Consider the following 17,147-nt stretch of genomic DNA (forward strand, 5'->3'; position numbering starts at 1 on the left):
GACAGGATCGGACTTTATGGTGAACAGTCGGTTAAGGTGGGGCGATGCGCAGCAAGCCTTCTTCCGGGCGGCCGCCGTTCGTTCAATCCGTCTCGAAATTGCCGTGAGGAACGACAAGGCGGTATTCGAGGCGGTTGCCGGTGATTTCGAGTGTCGCCGTTCCATTCAACGATGTGGGCACGACGCGTTCAAGCGCGACGCTGCCAAAACGCTTCTCGCTGCGCTGATTGTCGTTGGCTCCGATCACTTCGGCCCATGTCAGTGACAGAGCAGGCTCGCCAGCGGAAGCGGCCGTCAGATCAGCCGTGACCTCGACGAAGCCATCGGTGCGCGACAGTGCGCCATAGCTGACCGAATTGACGGCGAGCTCATGCATGGCCAAGCCGATGTGCAAGGCAGCATTGGGATTGAGATACGGATTTGCGCCGCGGAAACGCAGGCTGTGCATGGGGTCCGCGCCGTACCTGCCGACCTGACCGGAAACCAGCTCACGCAGCGCTGCTCCCCGCCAGTTGGATGACGTAACCAGATCCTGCGAGGAGGCCAGCGACTGCAATCGGCCCCGGAAACGCGTCAGGAAATCGTCAATGCTGCCCGAATAGCGGCCCGTCTGGGTGGCGATGCTCTGGATGATGGCCAAGAGGTTCTTGGAGCGGTGGCTGACCTCGCGCAGCAGCGCCTTCAGCGTCTGCTCCCGGCGTTTCTGCTCGGTCGTTTCGACCATGGTGGTCACGACGCCCTGCACTGCGCCGGTCTCGTTGCGGTCGGCGTCTATCCACACCTGAAACCAGCGGGCGCCATCATCGGCCGGCACGCTGAGTTCGAGGTGTTGGGGATTGCCGGAGACGATGACGTCGTGCTTGGCGGCGCCGATACGCGCTGCCTGCGCAGGCGGCAAGATGCCGTTATTATCGGAGGCATCGGAGGTCCATGGTGCGCGCATGTTGCGCGCCCACACCGTCTTCATCTCGCGATCCTGGTATAGAACGGAAATCCCGGCATTGTGCAGGGCGTGGAGAAGGGCTCGGCCAAGCTGCATTCCGCTTTCGGCGGGATGCAAAGCGATGATCTCATCACTCTGGCCGCGGTCTTTCATCTTTCCGACTCTGGAACGCATCGGTCATCTTGCTCAACCCATGTCGGGCTGAACGGCTCGCGGAGAAATGGGTTCCAAAAGGAGGCGCTTCGTATAAAGCCTTAAAAAGCGGTCCGCCGAGCGGCGTCCCGTTGGAGGACACTGCCCGGCGGTGGCTGGAAACCGTTTGAGGGGTGCGGCTTCCAGTGTTCGCTTAAATGGCCGCTTGGCATTCACGCTCGTCTGATCAGGCCGGCAATAAGCGATATGATCAGGAAAGCGAGAAAGACGAAGAACAATATCTGCGCTATGCCGGCCGAGGTGCCAGCGATGCCGCCGAAACCAAGCGCACCGGCGATGATCGCCACGACGAGAAATACGAGCGCCCAGTAAAGCATGATCCATCTCCTTCCAATGCTGCGGTGAAAACGTGATTCGCCTCCGTTTGTTCCACCATTTCCCGAAAAAGACGATGCTGAAAATCTTTACGGCCCGAATTGTTGCGGTGTGCGAAAAGCTTCTTGTCAGGTTCTCAGGTTCGGCACCAGTTGGTTGCCAGTGAATTACGCCCCCTCTGATCCAAGAGGAGTGGCTATCCCACACCCTGGCGGCCGCAGCGCGACCGCTAGCTGTTTTATGCCGCGGCCTTCGCGTGCCGGTCAAAGAACAGGGCCTGACTGATAAGAGCCTTGACCATGTCCGGATTGAACGGCTTGGTGACGAGGAAAGCCGGTTCCGGCCGCTCGCCGGTGAGCAGGCGCTCGGGAAAGGCGGTGATGAAGATCACCGGCACCGAGGTGGACGACAGGATCTCATTCACGGCCGCAATGCCCGAACTGCCGTCGGCAAGCTGAATATCGGCAAGCACCATCTTTGGCCGCGCCTTGCCGAACATCGCCACCGCCTCGGCGTGGGTGCGCGCCGTTCCGACGACGCGGTGGCCGAGGCTTTCGACCATTTCCTCGATATCCATGGCAATCAGCGGCTCATCCTCGATGATCAGCACGTCGGTCGCCACCTGACGGGAGATCTCGTTGCTCGCCTGAGCGAGAAGTTCGGAGAATTGCTGTTCGTCGACGTCGAGAATCTCCGCCGCCTCGTCTTCGCTGAAGCCTTCGACGGCGACCAGCAGGAAGGCTTGGCGGGGACGCGGCGCGATTGCATTCAGATTGGCCGCGGCGCGCTGCTCCCATGCCGACTGGGCATGCTCTTGCGGAACGCGAATGGCCACCGAGGTGAAGAGCTTGGCAAAGACCTTGTAAAGCGCGATGCGGTCGTTCGATGCGTCCGGAAAGATGTCGACATCGGCAATGATGGCCTCGAGCATTGCGGCGACCAGCGCGTCGCCGCTCTCTTGCGATCCGGATACGGCGCGCGAGAAGCGGCGCAGGAACGGCAGGTGCGGAGCGATGGTTGCTGATAGGCTCATATTGGACGTCTCCCTCATATGACGTGATTGCATGTTACAGCTAAATGCGGTTTGCAAGCCTAATAGATAAAACGCTGGCTCCTTGAAAAAGGTTCCAATCGTGCGGAACTAATATGTGGGGCTGGCGTTTAAGGGCGGGTTGGGCAACCAGACGAGGCTGCCGCTTGCCTTGCGTTATGTGTTGAAGGGCGGCTTAAGGCTGGGACGAAGGGCGAAATGAAGAACATGACGAAAGCTACCACGGCTGGCGTTGGCAACGGGCGCCGGGCTGCTTCCCGCGACCCGCTTGGGCCGAACTCGGAAATCGGCCGCAAACTCAAACAATACTACGACGAGCTGGTCTCCGACAATGTGCCGGATCGCTTCGCCCAACTGCTCAGCCAGTTGGAAAAGGCCGAACCTGTACAGAAGAAGGACTGAGGCATGGCGGCCGTCTCCCAGGGCTTCAAGACCGATTTGCTCGGCTCGATCCCGAGCCTGCGGGCTTTCGCCGTGTCGCTGACGCAAAACGCCGACAAGGCCGACGATCTGGTGCAGGAAACATTGGTCAAGGCCTGGGACAAGCATGAAAGCTTCCAGCCCGGCACTAATCTTAAGGCATGGCTGTTCACGATCTTGCGCAACGAATTCTATTCGCAGATGCGCAAGCGCGGCCGCGAGGTGCAGGACAGCGATGGCGTCATGACGGCCAGGCTTGCCGTTCATCCGGCCCAGCACGGCCAGCTTGATCTCGAGGACTTTCGCGGCGCGCTCGAGTTGCTGCCCGAAGACCAGCGCGAAGCCATTATCCTCATCGGTGCATCGGGCTTTTCCTACGAGGAGGCGGCCGAGATCTGCGGCTGCGCCGTCGGAACGATCAAGAGCCGCGTCAGCCGCGCCCGCACGCGGCTGCAGGAAATCCTGAAAATCTCCGGTGAAGACGAGTATGGCCCGGACGCAATTTCGGCTCAGGTGACGGGGTCGACGGCTGCGTGAAGCGTGGAGGTGTTCGAACCGCTCCCGCGCCTCAGGGGAGAGGCCTTCGCTCGCAGGCCACTGCCACTGCCTCGACGAGATCGTCTCCCGAATAGGGCTTGGTGACCAGTCTGACTCCGGGAAAGGATTTCTTGATCTCGTCGATATCCGAATAGCCCGACGCGAAGACGAACGGGATGCCCGCTTCACGCAACCGCGAAGCAAATTGGAGCGTCGAAACGCCGCTCAGCATGAGGTCGACGATGGCCGCATCGAACTGAGTGGCAACGTCTTGCTGTTCGATATCAGCCAGATCCCGGGCGACGACCACATCGAGCGCGCCGTAGTCGCGGCAAAGCTGCTCGATATCCATGGCAATCAGGAACTCATCTTCCAGGATAAGAATCCGCAAACCGTCAAGCGATGGGCGCACGCAGCAATATCTCCTTTAAATGCGTCTCTATCTTGAAACGGGGGATCTTGAAACCGGGGAAGTCATGATCGCTAATTGGCATGCTGTCATTTAAAAAGACGTGCTGGCGCGGATACGTTGGCCTCGGCCCTTGCAAGGCATTTGCAACGAGCGCTGCCGGAGATAAGGTTCAAAGAGGTTCGCGCCGGAACCTTGGGGTCTGTCGAGCGTTTCGACCGAGCAAAACAAGGAGAGCGAAGCCATGGCGACTGCCGCAGGAAAGGCCGCGAACGAAGCCCGTACGAATTCGGATCTTGAGGCTGACATTGCACAACTGAAGGCCGATATCGAACAACTCACCAAGCAGTTGGCCAAGACCGGTGAACACGGCTACGGAACGGCGCGGCGCGCCGCCACCGAAGGGGTCGAGCAACTGCGCGCCCAGGGCGAAGCAGCCTTCGACAGCCTGCGCAGCAACGCTAAGGACATCGAAGCGCAGATGATAGCCCATATGCGCGAAAAGCCGGTGACTTCGCTGGCGATCGCCGCAGGCGTCGGATTCCTCTTCGCGCTCCTCGCGCGCCGCTAGTTCTGCACGCATGCGAATGCTTGCATCGCTGATCTCGGGCCTCGCCTCGGGCGAAACCATTGCGGCGGTGCAACGCGCGCGCGTCGCTGCGATGGTCTATACGGTTGCAGCGCTCGCGGCGCTGTGCGGCCTCGGCTTCCTGGTCGGGGCGGCCTATATCTGGACGGCGGGCCGCTATGGGCCGATGGCAGCCTCGCTGAGCTTCGGGATCGCCTTTTTGGCAATCGCCGGTCTCATCCTGCTCGTCTACCGGATGTCGGCCGGCTCGCGCGCCAGGCGCCGGGCGAAGCGACGCAACGCCGACATGAAGGCGGTCGGCATCGCCGCAGCACTCGCCGTACTGCCGGCGCTGCTCAAGGGCAAAGGTGGCTCGGGGAAGGCCGGACTGGGCGCCATTCTCGTCCCGGCGATAGCACTCGCAGCCTACGCCATCTACCGCGAGAACATGAAGCCCGGCTCCGACGATCCGGATACCGGCAAAGGGGAATAGTTCGGAGGGGGATAGTTCTGGGCGAACGATTCTGGCGCCCGGTCGTAAAATCTTCGCGTCACAAATCTTCGAGCGGCATCGATATTTCGGCGACTACGCCGTCCGGCCGGAATTCATGGGTCACCTCGCTGGAAATGACCTTGGCCAGGCTGCGGCGGATCAGGATCGAGCCGAAGCCATGGCGTTCGGGCGGCGCAACCCGCGGGCCGCCGCTTTCACGCCAGGCCAGCACCAGACGCCGTGCACCCTTCTTGCCTTGTACCTTCCAATCGAGATCGACCTTTCCGAAAGCAGCCGACAGCGACCCGTATTGCAGCGCGTTACTGGCCAGTTCGTGCAGGATCAGGCCGAGCCCTACTGCCTGGTCGGGGGAGAGCAGGACGTCGGCGCCGGAGATAGCTACACGCGATTGTCCGACGGTTTGGAACGGCTTTACCTCGATCTCCACCAGCTCGTGGATGCCGATGCCGCGCCATTCGCGGTCCGATAGCAGGCTGTGCGCGACGCCCAGCGCCTGCAGCCGGGCGCCGAATGCCTCGAGAAATTCGCTTGGCTGACGGGCATGGCGAACGGTCTGCGTCGCCAGCGCCTGAACGGTTGCCAAGGTGTTCTTGACCCGGTGATTGAGCTCGCGCAACAACAGCCGTTGACGTTCGTCGCCAAGCTTGCGTTCGGTGATGTCGTAATTGACGCCGAAGATCAGCGTCGGCTTGCCCTCGCCGTCGCGCTCTATGACGCGGCCGCGCGTTGCGATCCATCGTGGCGGATCGAGGCCTTTGACACGGTATTCGCCAAAATAATCATCGCTGCCGGTCAGCGCGTCGCGAAAGCGTGTTTCGGTCTGGTGAACGTCGCGCGGGTCGATGGCGGTCAAGATGTCGCGCGCCCTCAGCCTGTTCGACTTGGGCAGATTGAACAATTCGGGCAGCAGCACATCGCAGTCGATCATGTCGCTACGGATATCCCATGCCCAACTGGCGAGCGAAGCCGCGTCGAGCGCGATAGCGCGCCGCTTTTCCTCTCGAACCAGTGCGGCCTCGGCAATCGCCGCGCTCCGGGTGGCATCCTTCAGCGTGAACAGGCTGGCGGCGAGGCCAGCCAGCGCCGACAGCTGGTCGAGCTGGACAGAAGAGGGACGTGCGTGCGGCTTCCGGTCGAGCACGCAGAGCGTGCCGATCAGTGCGCCGTCGACCATGATCGGCACGCCTGCGTAAAAGCGGATGTGATGCTCGCCGGTGACTAGCGGATTGGCTTTGAACCGCGGATCCGCCGCGGCGTCGGCCACCACCAACGGCTCGTCGCCGGCTGCGATGGCATGAGCGCAGAACGATGTCTCGGTTGCGGTTTCGGTCGCGTCGAGGCCGATACAGGATTTGAACCACTGCCGCTCGGCATCGACCAGCGCGATCAGTGCGACAGGCGTTTGCATCGCCGAAGCGGCAAGACCGCTGATGCGATCGAAATCGGGGTCGGCAGCCGTATCCAGCGCGTTGAGGCCGTGCAGCACGGCAAGACGGTCCGCGGCGCCCACCACACTGCGAATATCGACCGGCAGGCCTGGCGTTTTCTGGCTATTGTCGTCCACTACACCCCCGACGGCCCGCCCCGCTGATTAGGCAGGCCAACCGGCCCGTTTGCTATCTTGCCGAGCCGGAACTTTCGCAGCGGGGAGCCGTTACCAGCCAATGCCTCGCTAGCTACGCCTGCCGGCGCCAAATATGGAGCCAGACCATGCCAAAAACCATTCCTGAAAACAAAGCCCGTCAAGGGCGGCGGGGTCGTCATGTCCTTCGTATTCTCATCGCAGCGCTGTTGCTGGTTTTCATCGCCTGGGGCGTCGCCGAAATCTACGGCTGGATGATCGAGACGCCGAAGACCGAGCAGGGCAACACGCCCAGCGGCTAAGCTCTCCCCATCGGTCGTGCCAGCTCGCATCACGCAACCCCACATCACGCAACCTTTGCCTCAGCGGCGCGCGCCGGGACGAGAACATTCAACGCGCGCGGATGGATTTCGACGGTCGTTTCGCGATCGAGCTTTACCAGTTCGCCGTCCATCACGGCCTGAATTTTCCTGTTCGTGGAATGGATTTTCAAAACGGCCCGGTTTGCCTGATGAATTTCGACATGCTCGTTGCCGCGCCATTTGCCACGGGCGACGTCAAAGAGGAACCTGATCAACTCGCCGCGCCGCCGTGCCACGGTGACATAGATGCCCAGCACGCCGCCTGCCGGATTATCGGCATAGGGTAGATGGCCCTCGCCGAACAGATTGTTGGTGATGCCGATGCCGGTGATCCGCGTTCTGATCTCGGCCTCACCGATCGTCAGCGTTACGCTCATCGCCGGTGGGTTGTTGATCGTGGCCCAAGCAGCCCGCACCGAGGCACGCATCTTCCCCAGCCGCGAGCCGAATTCCATCTTCTGGCGCAGTTGCACCATCCTGGCGTGCATGCCGATCGAGAATTGATGCACGAAAGGCCGGCCGTTGGCTGTTGCAATGTCAATCGCCATCACCTCGCCGTCGGCAAACGATTTCAGTGCCGCATCGAGGGTCTGCGGAATGCCGAGGCCGCGCGCAAAAAGGTTCATTGTGCCAGCCGGCAGGATTGCCAGCGCCTTCTCCCCATTCATCAAACGAGCTGCCGCGGCCGAGATGGTGCCGTCACCGCCTCCCGCCAGCACGACGTCGATGCCGCGCCTGGAAGCTACGCCGTCCAGCGTGGCGACGATATCCTTGCCGGCGACGATTTCGATATCGATCGAGTGACCGGCAGTCTCAAGCGTTCCGCGCATCCGGCCGGCGAAGGCCTCAAGATCGATGCTGCGCAGGGTGCCGCCGTCCTTGTTCAGCACCGCTGCAAAGCGCATGCCCGCTCCATTTTTCCAGCACCTATTCGGCCGGGACGGGGCCCCAGCCGGGAGTGGAACGGGGCGGCCGAGAAAATGTTCCTTTCGACCAGCGCGGCGAATCCGAGAACCGCCGACATCGCACCGGGTGCGCCACGGCTTTTTTCGGAACAACAGTGTGGTCACAACGTTGTGAACATGCAGAAGACGCTGCGCCCGCAGCGACGCCAAGCGGGAATAGCGTGCACGAAATCACCGACGAGGAGACACTAAGATGATCCGCACCCTTTTAACCACGACAGCAGTCGCAACATTGATTGCGACGGGTGCATTTGCGCAATCGGCGACGACCCCGGCGCCGGCGCAAGCGCCCGCCGTCCAAGACTCTGCTTCGGCAATACGTGCCGAGGGCAGCCTTGCCACCAACATCATCGGCGAATCGGTCTATAACGGCACCGGCGACAATGCAGAGAATATCGGCAAGGTCACCGATGTCGTCTTCGACGAGCGCGGCCAGGCAAAATCCGTCGTCATCGGCGTCGGCGGTTTTCTTGGCATAGGGACCAAGAACGTCGCCTTCGACTACAGCAAGCTGCAATGGGCCGAAAGAAATGGCGACCGTTGGCTGATAGCGCAAACGACGAAGGATGAGCTGACGGCTCATCCGGATTTCGACCGCAAGCCCTATGATCCGGCTCCGGCAGCAGCTTCGACCGATAATGCGGTGCCGGCCGCGCCTTCGACTACGACCAGCGCGCAAAACACAGCGCCTGCGCCCGCAGCACCAGCCGAGCCGGTGAAGCGAGCCGAGGGCAATCTTGCCACCAATATCATCGGCGAGAGCGTCTATAACGGCACCAGCGACGACGCCCAGAATATCGGCGACGTGAACGACATCGTGCTCAACAAGGAAGGCAAGGCGCAATCGCTGGTCATCGGCGTGGGCGGCTTCCTCGGTCTAGGCGAAAAGAACGTCGCCTATGATTTCGACAAGGCCCAGTGGGCCGAGAGGAACGGCGATCGCTGGCTGGTTGCCCAAACAACCAGGGAAGAGCTGACGGCGCAGCCGGATTTCAACCGCAAGCCCTATGATCCGGCCCCGGCGACCACAGCGTCGAACGATGCCGCGGCTAATGCGCCGGCCATCGTCACGCCTACCGTGACGGCCAACAACACTACCACGACCGATAACACTGCGACGACCAACAACACTGACCAGGCCAGTAAGACGGCTCAAAATGCCCCAGCGCCCGCAACGACGGCAGACCAGACCAAGACCGGGTCGATCGACAAGTCGACGCTGACTGAAATGCCGATCGGCGAAATCCGGGCCGAGGATCTGGTCGGAACCACCGTCTACGGCGCCAACGACGCCAATGTCGGCGAGATCGGCGACGTCGTGCTGAGCGGCGACAAGAAGGTCGATGCAGTCATCATCGACGTCGGCGGCTTCCTCGGCATCGGCGAGAAGGAGGTGGCGGTCGGCATGGACAACCTCAAATTCATGACCGACAAGAACGGCAAGCGCTATCTCTACACGAACTTCACCAAGGAGCAGCTCGAGGCGCAGGCCGCCTATGACAAGGGCACCTATGCGCAAAACCGCGACAAACAGCGCATGCTTATGCGCTAAGCTGCATATTGGTCGAACAGATAAGCCCGCGCCGGCAACGGCGCGGGTTTCCTCATGTCGAGGGAAAGGCAGGCCGGCGACATCGCCGGCAATGCCACCCTGCGTTAATTCGGCGAGCGCCAGCGACTGGTCGAGATGCTCCGCCCGCCAGGCAAGCAGCCCTTCGGCAAGTTCCAGCCGGGCCGGCAGATAGGCTGGGTCGTCAGCGACGTTGGTCAGCTCGCCGGCATCTTTCTCCAGGTCGAAGAGCAAGGGCGGCAGGCCACCGCCGAAATGCACGTATTTGAACTTTTGCGTGCGGATGACGGCGAGATTGCACTGGCGCGGACCGATGCCGAAATACCGTTCGGCATCGCCATCCGCGATCGAGCGGAAATCGAACTCCCAATGCGCCGCGTCGCGCCAATTGTCCGGCTCCGCTGCGTCCAGGAAGGGCGCCAGCGGGCGGCCGTCGAGATGCGGCGGCACTTCGCCGCCAGTGAGCTCGAGCAAGGTCGGCGCCAAATCCACCGCCTCGGTGAAGCGCTCGACGCTGGTGCCGGCAGCCTTGCGGCGGCGCGGATCGCGAATGATCAGCGGAATATGGAAGCTGCCGTCGAAGAAGCCGCCCTTGCCCAGCATGAAATGGTCGCCCATCAGCTCGGCATGATCGGAGGTCAGCACGATGACGGTGTCGTCCCATGCGTCGGCTGCCTTGACCGCTTGCCAGACACGGCCAAGCTGCGCATCGACCTCCGAGATCATGCCGTAATAGAGCGCTCGGATGCGGCGAAAATTATCGTCGCCCCAGTCGCGCACCCTGCCTGTGGCGCCGGGACGGAATTTCGACCGTTCCTGCCGTTCAAATTCATAGGCGAGATAGGGGTGGCTTGTTGCTTCGGCTTGCCAGCTTTCGGCGCGATGGAAAGCCGGACCGCTGGCCGGATCGTATATGGCGTTGTAAGGCGCCGGTACGATGAAGGGCGGGTGCGGACTGATGAAGGAAAGGTGCGCGAACCACGGGGCATCGGGCTCCTGCTCGCCGAGCCAGCGGATGAATTCGCCGGCTAGGAAAGCCGACGGCGTCTCGTCCTTCGAATAGATTGGCGGGGCATTGCTAACCCCGCCGTCGTTTTCCAGGATTTCGCCCGCCGAGCGGTGGATGTCGGGAGAGCCGGCGCTGGCATCGACGCCGCGCGCCTTGAGCCATGACAGCCAGGGCTTCTGGTGCTCGGGCAGAACCTGGCGCACTGTGAAGCCCGGCAGCACGCTTTCATAGCTCTTCAGCTGCGAGTCGCCAGGCGACAGCGTGCGCGGATCGCGCGACATGTCGGTATAGCCGAACAGAGTAGGATCATAGCCGAGGACGCGCGCCCAGAGCGCTATGTTGCCGTGGCGGGCGTCGAGCGGCGTGCCATTGCGGCAGACACGATTGTTCATCTGGTAGAGGCCGGTGTAGAGGCAGGCGCGCGCCGGCGAGCAAGGTGCGGCGCCGCCATAGTGCTTTTTGAACAGAACGCCCTCGGCAGCCAGCGCGTCGGCATTCGGCGTCCTTACCACCTTGTGGCCAGCAGCCGACAGGCAGTCGCCGCGCCACTGGTCGCATGTGATCAGGAGAATGTTGGGGCGTTTTCCAGTCAACCGCGGTATCCTCACGCTGGCTACATGCCTCGCTCATGGAGCCCAATTTCGGCGAGTATGCAAGCCGGTCCGGTTTGCCGAATGTGAACAAAACGCGCTTGATCGTTCACTTTAACAGCACAGTCCATTCTGTGTTTGTCGCCTTTGCGGCCAGGAGGCGGATGCTCATATTGGCGTGGACAGCGGCAAGGGCCGCACCAGCACAAGGGAAGGAGCAGAAACATGCTCGAGCAGATCAAGGGCCTGCATCACGTCACCTCGATGGCCAGCGATGCGCGCCAGAACAACGAATTCTTCACCGGCAAGCTCGGCCTGCGCCGGGTCAAGAAAACAGTCAACTTCGACGCGCCGGACGTCTATCACCTCTACTACGGCGACGAGGTTGGCACGCCCGGCTCGGTGATGACCTATTTCCCGTTCCCCAACATCGGCAAGGGCCGCCATGGCGTCGGCGAAGTCGGCACCACCGCCTACTCGGTGCCTGAGGGCACGCTTGGCTACTGGGAAAAGCGGTTTGCCGAGCAAGGCGTCAATGGGCTCTCTCGCGAGGAGACGTTCGGCGAGAAGCGTCTTGCCTTTGCCGGCCCCGACGGCGACGCCTTTGCGCTGGTCGAGGACAGAGTGGACAGCCGTGCGCCATGGGCGAAGGGTGGCATTCCGACCGACGACGCGATCCGCGGCTTTCATTCCGTATCGCTCAGGCTGAAAGACGGCGGCGCCACCGAAGAGCTGCTGAAGTTCATGGGCTATGAGGAGGTCGACAAATCCGGCAATGTCAGGCGGCTGGCGGTGAAGAACGGCAATGGCGCGGATGTCGTCGACATCGAATCGCTGCCGGGGGCCGGCGTCGCCAATCTCGGGGCCGGCTCGGTCCACCATGTCGCCTTCGCCGTCGAGAACCGCGCCAAGCAGCTCGAAGTGCGCAAGGCACTGATGGACACCGGTTACCAGGTGACGCCGGTGATCGACCGCGACTATTTCTGGGCGATCTATTTCCGCACGCCGGGCGGCGTGCTGTTCGAAGTTGCCACCAACGAGCCCGGCTTCGACCGTGACGAGGATACCGCCCATCTCGGCGAGGCGCTGAAGCTGCCGTCGCAACACCAGCATTTGCGGCCCTATCTCGAGCAGCATCTGCAGAAACTGGAAGACTGAGGGCCAAGTCATGAGCAAGGATTCGTATATTCACAAGGTGCTGCCCGGTTCGCCGGGCGGACCGCTGCTCTTCGTCTTCCATGGCACCGGAGCCGACGAGACCCAGCTTCTGTCGCTTGGGCGCGATCTTGCGCCGCAAGCGACGGTCGTTTCGCCGCGCGGCGATGTCTCGGAACAAGGCGCTGCGCGTTTCTTCCGCCGCGCCGGCGAGGGCGTCTACGACATGGGCGACCTCACGCGAGCGACGGACAAGATGGCCGGCTTCGTCAAGGCGCATGTCGAGGCGGCAAAACCATCTTCGGTGCTCGGCCTCGGTTACTCCAACGGCGCCAACATCCTGGCTTCGGTGCTGTTTGCCGAACCGTCGCTGTTCGACGCGGCAGTGCTGATGCATCCGCTGATCCCGTTCGAGCCGGAGGTCGAGGGCAGCCTTGGCGGCAGCCGCATCCTGGTCACCGCCGGCAGGCGGGACCCGATCTGCCCGCCTAATTTGACGGCGCGGCTCGAAGCCTATTTGCGCGCCGATGGCGCCGATGTCACAGTCGAGTGGCATGACGGCGGCCATGAGGTGCGGCCGAATGAGATCGAGGCGGCGCGGCGGTTGTTCGCCGTTGCGCCGGACGAAAGGACCGTAAGCCATGTCTGACCTATTGCCGGAGATCGAGCTGGAGGACCGCGGCTCGAAGGGCCGCTACCTCCTGTGTGGGCCGGACGGCGCCGAGGCGGAGATGACCTTCACCAAGATCGGCGAGCACCAGATCATCATCGACCATACCGAAGTGCCGGATGCATTTCGGGGCCAGGGCGCGGGGCTTCGCCTGGTCACCCGCGCCGTCGAGGACGCGCGCGCGGCGGGCAAGAAGATCATCCCGCTTTGCCCGTTCGCCAACGCCCAGTTTCGCCGCCATCCGGAATGGGCGGACGTGCTGAAACGGTAAGGACAGCCCTCGACGAATGACGGAAGAAAGGGTGCGCGGCTTTACCGCGTGCCCCTTCGGCCATTGGAGGCGTACAAACACGACCGCAAATATGCGGGATTTGCGCACAGCGCCCGTCTTGCCTAAGTATTGCCAGCAAACCGGCTCGCCGAGCGCGGCCCGACCACTTCAACCGAATGGCCCTCCATGACCGAATCCGATCTCGTTCCCGTCTTCGACGGCCACAACGATACGCTGCTCAGGCTCTACCAGTCCAAGGATGCGGACGTCGAAAAGCTGTTCATCGAGGGAACGCCGGGTGGCCATATCGACTTGCCGCGCGCGAAGAAAGGTGGATTTGCCGGCGGCATGTTCGCGATCTTCCCGCCGCCTGTCGAGAAATCCAAACGCGGCGCGGTGCCGCTGGCGCCGAGCGACAGCGAGCCGCTGCCGCCTGAGGTTCCGCGCGCCGATGCGCTCAACTCCACCGTGGCAATGGCCTCGATCCTGTTCAGGCTGGAGCGGACTTCGGCGCTCACCGTCTGCCGCAGCGCCGGCGACGTGAGGAAGGCGATGGCGCAAGGCTCGATCGCGGCGGTTTTCCATATTGAAGGGGTCGAGGCGATCGACCCCGAGCTCACCATGCTCGACGTCCTGCATGCAGCCGGCCTGCGCTCGCTCGGCATCGTCTGGAGCCGTCCCAATGCGTTTGGCCACGGCGTGCCGTTCCGTTTCCCGTCGTCGCCCGATACTGGGCCCGGGCTGACCGATGCCGGCAAGGCGCTGGTGAAAGCCTGCAACCAGCTGAAGATCATGATCGATCTTTCGCATCTCAATGAAAAAGGTTTTCGCGATGTAGCTGAGATCAGCGATGCGCCACTGGTTGCGACCCATTCCAACGTGCACGCGATCTGCGGACATTCCCGCAACCTCACCGAATGGCAGCTCGGCGCGATCCGCGAGACGGGCGGCATGGTCGGGCTGAACTTCGCCACCGGGTTCCTGCGCGAGGATGGCAGGATGAACGCCGACACCAGCCTCGATATCATGGTGCGCCATGTCGATTCGCTGCTGCAGGCGCTGGGCGAAGACGGCGTCGGTCTCGGCTCTGATTTCGACGGCGCCATGATCCCGGCCGCGATCGGCGATGTCGCCGGCCTCCCAAGGCTGCTCGACGCGTTCGCAGCCCGCGGCTTCGGGCGCGCGCTGATCGAGAAGATCGCCTATCGCAACTGGCTCGGCATGCTGGAAAAGACCATCGGCTAGGGCATGTCGATATTCAGTGATGCAGGCCTGACGTGATTTTCAACATGCCCTGGGCTATTCGAAGCCCATGCGCTTCAGCCAGTCCTGGCCGACCCCGCGGTCGCGGATGATCGGCAGCGGATCGGTCGAATCCAGCCGCGCGCAGATCCGATAGACCTCCAGCGTTTCAGCGTTCATCTCGCCGCGCTTGTAGAAGAACATGGCCGCGGCGTAGCGGGTGCGTCCCGACCATTTTTCGCCGAGCGGCGTGTTGACCAGCTGCCACTGCTCGGCGGCCTCGGCATCGATTTCGTGACTGTCGGTGTCGTCGGCCATATTCAGAAATCCGCAGGCGGATTGGCAGTGCGGCGGTCGAGCCTGACGACCAGCCGCGGCACCAGTTTGGCACGCTTAAGCAGCTTTTGATATTGCAGCTCGCGCCTGGCGTAGATCTCGACCCAAGGTCCGCTGCAGGCGGGCTCGGCGGCGCTGATCTGGTCTGCATCGCCGGGATCGCTGCCTTTCGCCGACGGTGCCTTCGACGTCGTTTTCTCCAAGGATGCAATCTCGACGAGAACATTCGAATATGGGCTGCCATGCAGAAGGTGCTTGACAGTGCCAAACACCGTCCCACTGATCTTCGCGGCCGAAGCCAGTCGGCTAGCCGGCGATGCTGGAGACCATCACCCCGATGAAGACAACAGAGGCGCGCAAAGCCCTCCTCGAACCGGCGCGAAAAAGCGATTCCGATAAGCGCGGCCGCAAAGCGGCGAAAGAGACAAGGCAGGTTCAACTGATCGAAGCGACTATCGATTCATTGGCCAAGCGCGGCTATTCGGAAACGACTATGGCCGACGTCGCCGACGGCGCCGGCCTGTCGCGCGGCATCGTCAATTTCCATTTCGAGAGCAAGGAGAAGCTGCTCGTCGCCACTTTGCAATACATGCATGACGAGTATTCGGCGCATTGGCGCAGCGCCTTGCAAAAGGCCGGCGATGATCCCGCCCGCCAGCTGCAGGCATTGGTGGCGGCCGATTTCGACCGCTCGATCTGCAACAAGCGCAAGCTGGCTGCCTGGTGTGCCTTCTGGGGCGAGGCCAAATCGCGACCGAAATATCAGGCGCTGAGCAGCGCACGCGATGCCGTCTACCAGAACATCTTCATCGATCTTTGCGCGGCGCTCAAGCAGAGCGGCTTCTATGCCTATGAGCCGCAAGTCATGGCGCTGGCGCTCAGCGCCATGCTGGATGGTCTGTGGCTGCGTTTGATGATGGGCACCGAAGGCAGCACACGCGAGGTGGCGCTGCGGGCCGCGAACGAGTTCCTGTCTGCGGCATTCCCCAAGCACTATCCGAACTCTGCAGCCCGCGGTGCCAGGCCGGCGTGAACCATCAAAAAGAGGGTGGACCAGCAATGAAGACAATGATCCGGCCCCTGACATTCGAGAAGATCAAGGCCGGCTAATGAAGTTCAAGATCGAACGAGCCGATGTGGCCATTGTCGGCGCCGGCTTCACCGGCCTGTCGGCCGCGCGTGAATTGAACCACGCCGGGATCGATGTCGTGCTGCTCGAAGCCCGCGACCGTGTCGGCGGCCGCGTCGAAGCCGTGCAGAACGGGCTCGGCGAGCGGATCGACAGCGGCGGCCAGTTCCTGTGCGAAGACATGCCGGAATTGATGGCGCTGGTGCGAACGCGCGGCAAGACATTGGTCGAGACCCATGTCGCAGGCGAATTCGTCACGCAGCCGCGAATGAGCGAGGCGCAAGCCGGGCGCACTTACGGCACCGCGATGCGAATGCGCGAGCGGATGAATGCGATCGCACCGAACGACCCGACCATTGCCGGCTTGACGGTCGCGGCATGGCTCGATCGCCAGGCCGATCCCGATGATGCGAAGGCCGCCTTTCGGTCGATGATCGAGGGCCTGTGGTGCCTGGCAATGGAAAGGCTGCCGCTGTGGTACTTGATCGACAATGATCGCCGCATCACCAACGAGGTGTCGGAGCTGCAGTATTTCGTGGGCGAAACCATGCATTCGCTGGCGGATGATCTTGCGCGGGATCTCGGCGATCGACTGCGGCTGAATACAGCTGTCGAGGCCATTGAGCACGGGCCGGGAGGGGTTCGCGTCGTTTCGCCTGCCGGCGCGATCGAGGCACGAGCGGTACTGGTCGCCGTACCGCCGATGATGGCCTCGAGAGTGGATTTCGTGCCGCCGCTGCCGGCTGTGCTGAAGAGAGCCCTCGGCTTCTGGCAAAGCGGCGCGGTGATCAAAATGCTGGTGCGCTACCCCAGGGCTTTCTGGCGCGACAGGGGCTTGAGCGGCATGGTGATGTGGCGCGACCCGCACGGGCTTTTTGCCTGCGATGCCAGTAGGGACGAGGATCATGCAGCACTTGTCGTCTTCATCGGCGGGCCGCTGGCGCAGCGCTGGCGGGATCTGGACGACGCGGCATTACGCGCAAAGGTGACGTCAAAGCTGGAAGAGGCGCTTGGTATCGAGGCGGCTGGCATTATCGATCTCAGTTATCGCGACTGGACTGGGGATCGCTGGAGCGGCGGCGGTTACAGCGATCTGATTGTCGATGCGACGGCAACCGATGCCGAACGCATTATCCGCGCCGGCGCGTCGCCGATCCATTTCGCCTCGTCGGAGCTGTCGCCATCATTTCCGGGCTATGTCGAGGGCGCCATCGTCGCCGGCCGCATTGCTGCTCGAAAAATTATTAAGTCGGCCATCGCCAGCAGAGCCTCGGGGTCATAAGCGAGGCGGTATCG

Annotated in this window: 20 protein-coding genes and 1 pseudogene; 12 read left to right on the forward strand and 9 right to left on the reverse strand. The window is 62.4% G+C overall.

The window, feature by feature from the left end:
* Positions 1-82: 82 nt before the first annotated feature.
* From NKJ08_RS02995 to NKJ08_RS03005, 3 genes are all read right to left on the reverse strand, one after another.
* Positions 83-1,117: a sensor histidine kinase gene (locus NKJ08_RS02995; protein ID WP_352775531.1), complete on the reverse strand. Its 1,035-nt coding sequence runs from the start codon at positions 1,115-1,117 to the stop codon at positions 83-85.
* Between the two features lie 191 nt (positions 1,118-1,308).
* The gene (locus NKJ08_RS03000; protein ID WP_352529136.1) at positions 1,309-1,473 is read right to left on the reverse strand and encodes a DUF1328 domain-containing protein; all 165 of its coding nucleotides are present in this window, start codon (positions 1,471-1,473) and stop codon (positions 1,309-1,311) included.
* Positions 1,474-1,709: 236 nt separating this feature from the next.
* A complete protein-coding gene (locus tag NKJ08_RS03005; RefSeq protein ID WP_352451151.1) occupies positions 1,710-2,504 on the reverse strand; it encodes a response regulator in 795 nt (264 codons plus the stop codon).
* A gap of 216 nt (positions 2,505-2,720) precedes the next feature.
* Here NKJ08_RS03005 and NKJ08_RS03010 point away from each other — a divergent pair, with 216 nt between their 5' ends.
* Both NKJ08_RS03010 and NKJ08_RS03015 read left to right on the forward strand, forming a co-directional pair.
* Positions 2,721-2,924 (forward strand): NepR family anti-sigma factor, encoded by a 204-nt coding sequence (locus NKJ08_RS03010; RefSeq protein ID WP_023720919.1) that lies wholly within the window; start codon positions 2,721-2,723, stop codon positions 2,922-2,924.
* Positions 2,925-2,927: 3 nt separating this feature from the next.
* Positions 2,928-3,479 carry a sigma-70 family RNA polymerase sigma factor gene (locus NKJ08_RS03015; RefSeq protein WP_023678544.1) on the forward strand — a complete coding sequence of 184 codons (552 nt, stop codon included), beginning with the start codon at positions 2,928-2,930 and terminating at the stop codon, positions 3,477-3,479.
* Positions 3,480-3,510: 31 nt separating this feature from the next.
* Here the strand turns inward: NKJ08_RS03015 and NKJ08_RS03020 are convergent, their stop codons facing one another.
* A complete protein-coding gene (locus NKJ08_RS03020) occupies positions 3,511-3,831 on the reverse strand; it encodes a response regulator (RefSeq protein WP_502896073.1) in 321 nt (106 codons plus the stop codon).
* 301 nt (positions 3,832-4,132) lie between these two features.
* On the opposite strand from NKJ08_RS03020, the gene NKJ08_RS03025 reads away from it, so the two are divergent.
* Positions 4,133-4,459, forward strand: a complete 327-nt coding sequence (locus NKJ08_RS03025) for an ElaB/YgaM/YqjD family protein (RefSeq protein ID WP_352529133.1) — start codon at positions 4,133-4,135, stop codon at positions 4,457-4,459.
* A 10-nt stretch (positions 4,460-4,469) separates the two neighbouring features.
* The gene (locus NKJ08_RS03030; RefSeq protein ID WP_352529131.1) at positions 4,470-4,949 is read left to right on the forward strand and encodes a hypothetical protein; all 480 of its coding nucleotides are present in this window, start codon (positions 4,470-4,472) and stop codon (positions 4,947-4,949) included.
* Between the two features lie 58 nt (positions 4,950-5,007).
* Here the strand turns inward: NKJ08_RS03030 and NKJ08_RS03035 are convergent, their stop codons facing one another.
* Positions 5,008-6,534 (reverse strand): sensor histidine kinase, encoded by a 1,527-nt coding sequence (locus NKJ08_RS03035; RefSeq protein WP_502896072.1) that lies wholly within the window; start codon positions 6,532-6,534, stop codon positions 5,008-5,010.
* A gap of 146 nt (positions 6,535-6,680) precedes the next feature.
* Here NKJ08_RS03035 and NKJ08_RS03040 point away from each other — a divergent pair, with 146 nt between their 5' ends.
* Positions 6,681-6,854: a hypothetical protein gene (locus NKJ08_RS03040; protein ID WP_352529129.1), complete on the forward strand. Its 174-nt coding sequence runs from the start codon at positions 6,681-6,683 to the stop codon at positions 6,852-6,854.
* A gap of 44 nt (positions 6,855-6,898) precedes the next feature.
* On the opposite strand, the gene NKJ08_RS03045 is transcribed toward NKJ08_RS03040, so the two are convergent.
* A complete protein-coding gene (locus tag NKJ08_RS03045) occupies positions 6,899-7,819 on the reverse strand; it encodes a diacylglycerol/lipid kinase family protein (RefSeq protein WP_352529127.1) in 921 nt (306 codons plus the stop codon).
* 253 nt (positions 7,820-8,072) lie between these two features.
* Here NKJ08_RS03045 and NKJ08_RS03050 point away from each other — a divergent pair, with 253 nt between their 5' ends.
* The gene (locus NKJ08_RS03050) at positions 8,073-9,431 is read left to right on the forward strand and encodes a PRC-barrel domain-containing protein (protein WP_352529125.1); all 1,359 of its coding nucleotides are present in this window, start codon (positions 8,073-8,075) and stop codon (positions 9,429-9,431) included.
* Positions 9,432-9,506: 75 nt separating this feature from the next.
* On the opposite strand, the pseudogene NKJ08_RS03055 reads toward NKJ08_RS03050, so the two are convergent.
* A pseudogene (locus NKJ08_RS03055) lies at positions 9,507-11,051 on the reverse strand (alkaline phosphatase family protein); the annotation flags it as partial.
* Between the two features lie 222 nt (positions 11,052-11,273).
* Here NKJ08_RS03055 and NKJ08_RS03060 point away from each other — a divergent pair.
* From NKJ08_RS03060 to NKJ08_RS03075, 4 genes are all read left to right on the forward strand, one after another.
* Complete coding sequence (locus NKJ08_RS03060; protein WP_352529121.1) at positions 11,274-12,206, forward strand: VOC family protein; 933 nt, start codon at positions 11,274-11,276, stop codon at positions 12,204-12,206.
* A gap of 10 nt (positions 12,207-12,216) precedes the next feature.
* Entirely contained in the window at positions 12,217-12,852 is a 636-nt protein-coding gene (locus NKJ08_RS03065; RefSeq protein WP_352529119.1) for an alpha/beta hydrolase, read from the forward strand.
* A complete protein-coding gene (locus tag NKJ08_RS03070; RefSeq protein WP_352529117.1) occupies positions 12,845-13,144 on the forward strand; it encodes a GNAT family N-acetyltransferase in 300 nt (99 codons plus the stop codon). Before NKJ08_RS03065 ends, NKJ08_RS03070 begins: the two co-directional genes overlap by 8 nt.
* A gap of 186 nt (positions 13,145-13,330) precedes the next feature.
* Positions 13,331-14,389 (forward strand): dipeptidase, encoded by a 1,059-nt coding sequence (locus NKJ08_RS03075; RefSeq protein ID WP_352529115.1) that lies wholly within the window; start codon positions 13,331-13,333, stop codon positions 14,387-14,389.
* A 54-nt stretch (positions 14,390-14,443) separates the two neighbouring features.
* Here NKJ08_RS03075 and NKJ08_RS03080 read toward each other — a convergent pair whose 3' ends face one another.
* Positions 14,444-14,704 carry a hypothetical protein gene (locus NKJ08_RS03080; RefSeq protein ID WP_352529113.1) on the reverse strand — a complete coding sequence of 87 codons (261 nt, stop codon included), beginning with the start codon at positions 14,702-14,704 and terminating at the stop codon, positions 14,444-14,446.
* A 2-nt stretch (positions 14,705-14,706) separates the two neighbouring features.
* Complete coding sequence (locus NKJ08_RS03085; RefSeq protein WP_352529177.1) at positions 14,707-14,925, reverse strand: hypothetical protein; 219 nt, start codon at positions 14,923-14,925, stop codon at positions 14,707-14,709.
* Between the two features lie 113 nt (positions 14,926-15,038).
* On the opposite strand from NKJ08_RS03085, the gene betI reads away from it, so the two are divergent.
* Together betI and NKJ08_RS03095 are read left to right on the forward strand one after the other, a co-directional pair.
* Positions 15,039-15,755 carry a transcriptional regulator BetI gene (gene betI, locus NKJ08_RS03090; protein WP_502896071.1) on the forward strand — a complete coding sequence of 239 codons (717 nt, stop codon included), beginning with the start codon at positions 15,039-15,041 and terminating at the stop codon, positions 15,753-15,755.
* Positions 15,756-15,831: 76 nt separating this feature from the next.
* Positions 15,832-17,133, forward strand: a complete 1,302-nt coding sequence (locus NKJ08_RS03095) for a flavin monoamine oxidase family protein (protein ID WP_352529109.1) — start codon at positions 15,832-15,834, stop codon at positions 17,131-17,133.
* Positions 17,134-17,147 lie beyond the last annotated feature (14 nt).

It is taken from the genome of Mesorhizobium sp. M0244 (assembly GCF_040321795.1).
Classification (GTDB): domain Bacteria; phylum Pseudomonadota; class Alphaproteobacteria; order Rhizobiales; family Rhizobiaceae; genus Mesorhizobium.

Coding starts and splice junctions, on each gene's coding strand:
- NKJ08_RS03080 (WP_352529113.1), bottom strand. CDS start 14,704: ATGGCCGACGACACCGACAGTCACGAAATCGATGCCGAGGCCGCCGAG.
- NKJ08_RS03020 (WP_502896073.1), bottom strand. CDS start 3,831: ATGGATATCGAGCAGCTTTGCCGCGACTACGGCGCGCTCGATGTGGTC.
- NKJ08_RS03030 (WP_352529131.1), top strand. CDS start 4,470: ATGCGAATGCTTGCATCGCTGATCTCGGGCCTCGCCTCGGGCGAAACC.
- NKJ08_RS03095 (WP_352529109.1), top strand. CDS start 15,832: ATGAAGTTCAAGATCGAACGAGCCGATGTGGCCATTGTCGGCGCCGGC.
- NKJ08_RS03070 (WP_352529117.1), top strand. CDS start 12,845: ATGTCTGACCTATTGCCGGAGATCGAGCTGGAGGACCGCGGCTCGAAG.
- betI (WP_502896071.1), top strand. CDS start 15,039: ATGCTGGAGACCATCACCCCGATGAAGACAACAGAGGCGCGCAAAGCC.
- NKJ08_RS03050 (WP_352529125.1), top strand. CDS start 8,073: ATGATCCGCACCCTTTTAACCACGACAGCAGTCGCAACATTGATTGCG.
- NKJ08_RS03015 (WP_023678544.1), top strand. CDS start 2,928: ATGGCGGCCGTCTCCCAGGGCTTCAAGACCGATTTGCTCGGCTCGATC.
- NKJ08_RS03060 (WP_352529121.1), top strand. CDS start 11,274: ATGCTCGAGCAGATCAAGGGCCTGCATCACGTCACCTCGATGGCCAGC.
- NKJ08_RS03005 (WP_352451151.1), bottom strand. CDS start 2,504: ATGAGCCTATCAGCAACCATCGCTCCGCACCTGCCGTTCCTGCGCCGC.
- NKJ08_RS03000 (WP_352529136.1), bottom strand. CDS start 1,473: ATGCTTTACTGGGCGCTCGTATTTCTCGTCGTGGCGATCATCGCCGGT.
- NKJ08_RS03010 (WP_023720919.1), top strand. CDS start 2,721: ATGAAGAACATGACGAAAGCTACCACGGCTGGCGTTGGCAACGGGCGC.
- NKJ08_RS03075 (WP_352529115.1), top strand. CDS start 13,331: ATGACCGAATCCGATCTCGTTCCCGTCTTCGACGGCCACAACGATACG.
- NKJ08_RS03025 (WP_352529133.1), top strand. CDS start 4,133: ATGGCGACTGCCGCAGGAAAGGCCGCGAACGAAGCCCGTACGAATTCG.
- NKJ08_RS03040 (WP_352529129.1), top strand. CDS start 6,681: ATGCCAAAAACCATTCCTGAAAACAAAGCCCGTCAAGGGCGGCGGGGT.
- NKJ08_RS02995 (WP_352775531.1), bottom strand. CDS start 1,117: ATGCGTTCCAGAGTCGGAAAGATGAAAGACCGCGGCCAGAGTGATGAG.
- NKJ08_RS03065 (WP_352529119.1), top strand. CDS start 12,217: ATGAGCAAGGATTCGTATATTCACAAGGTGCTGCCCGGTTCGCCGGGC.
- NKJ08_RS03045 (WP_352529127.1), bottom strand. CDS start 7,819: ATGCGCTTTGCAGCGGTGCTGAACAAGGACGGCGGCACCCTGCGCAGC.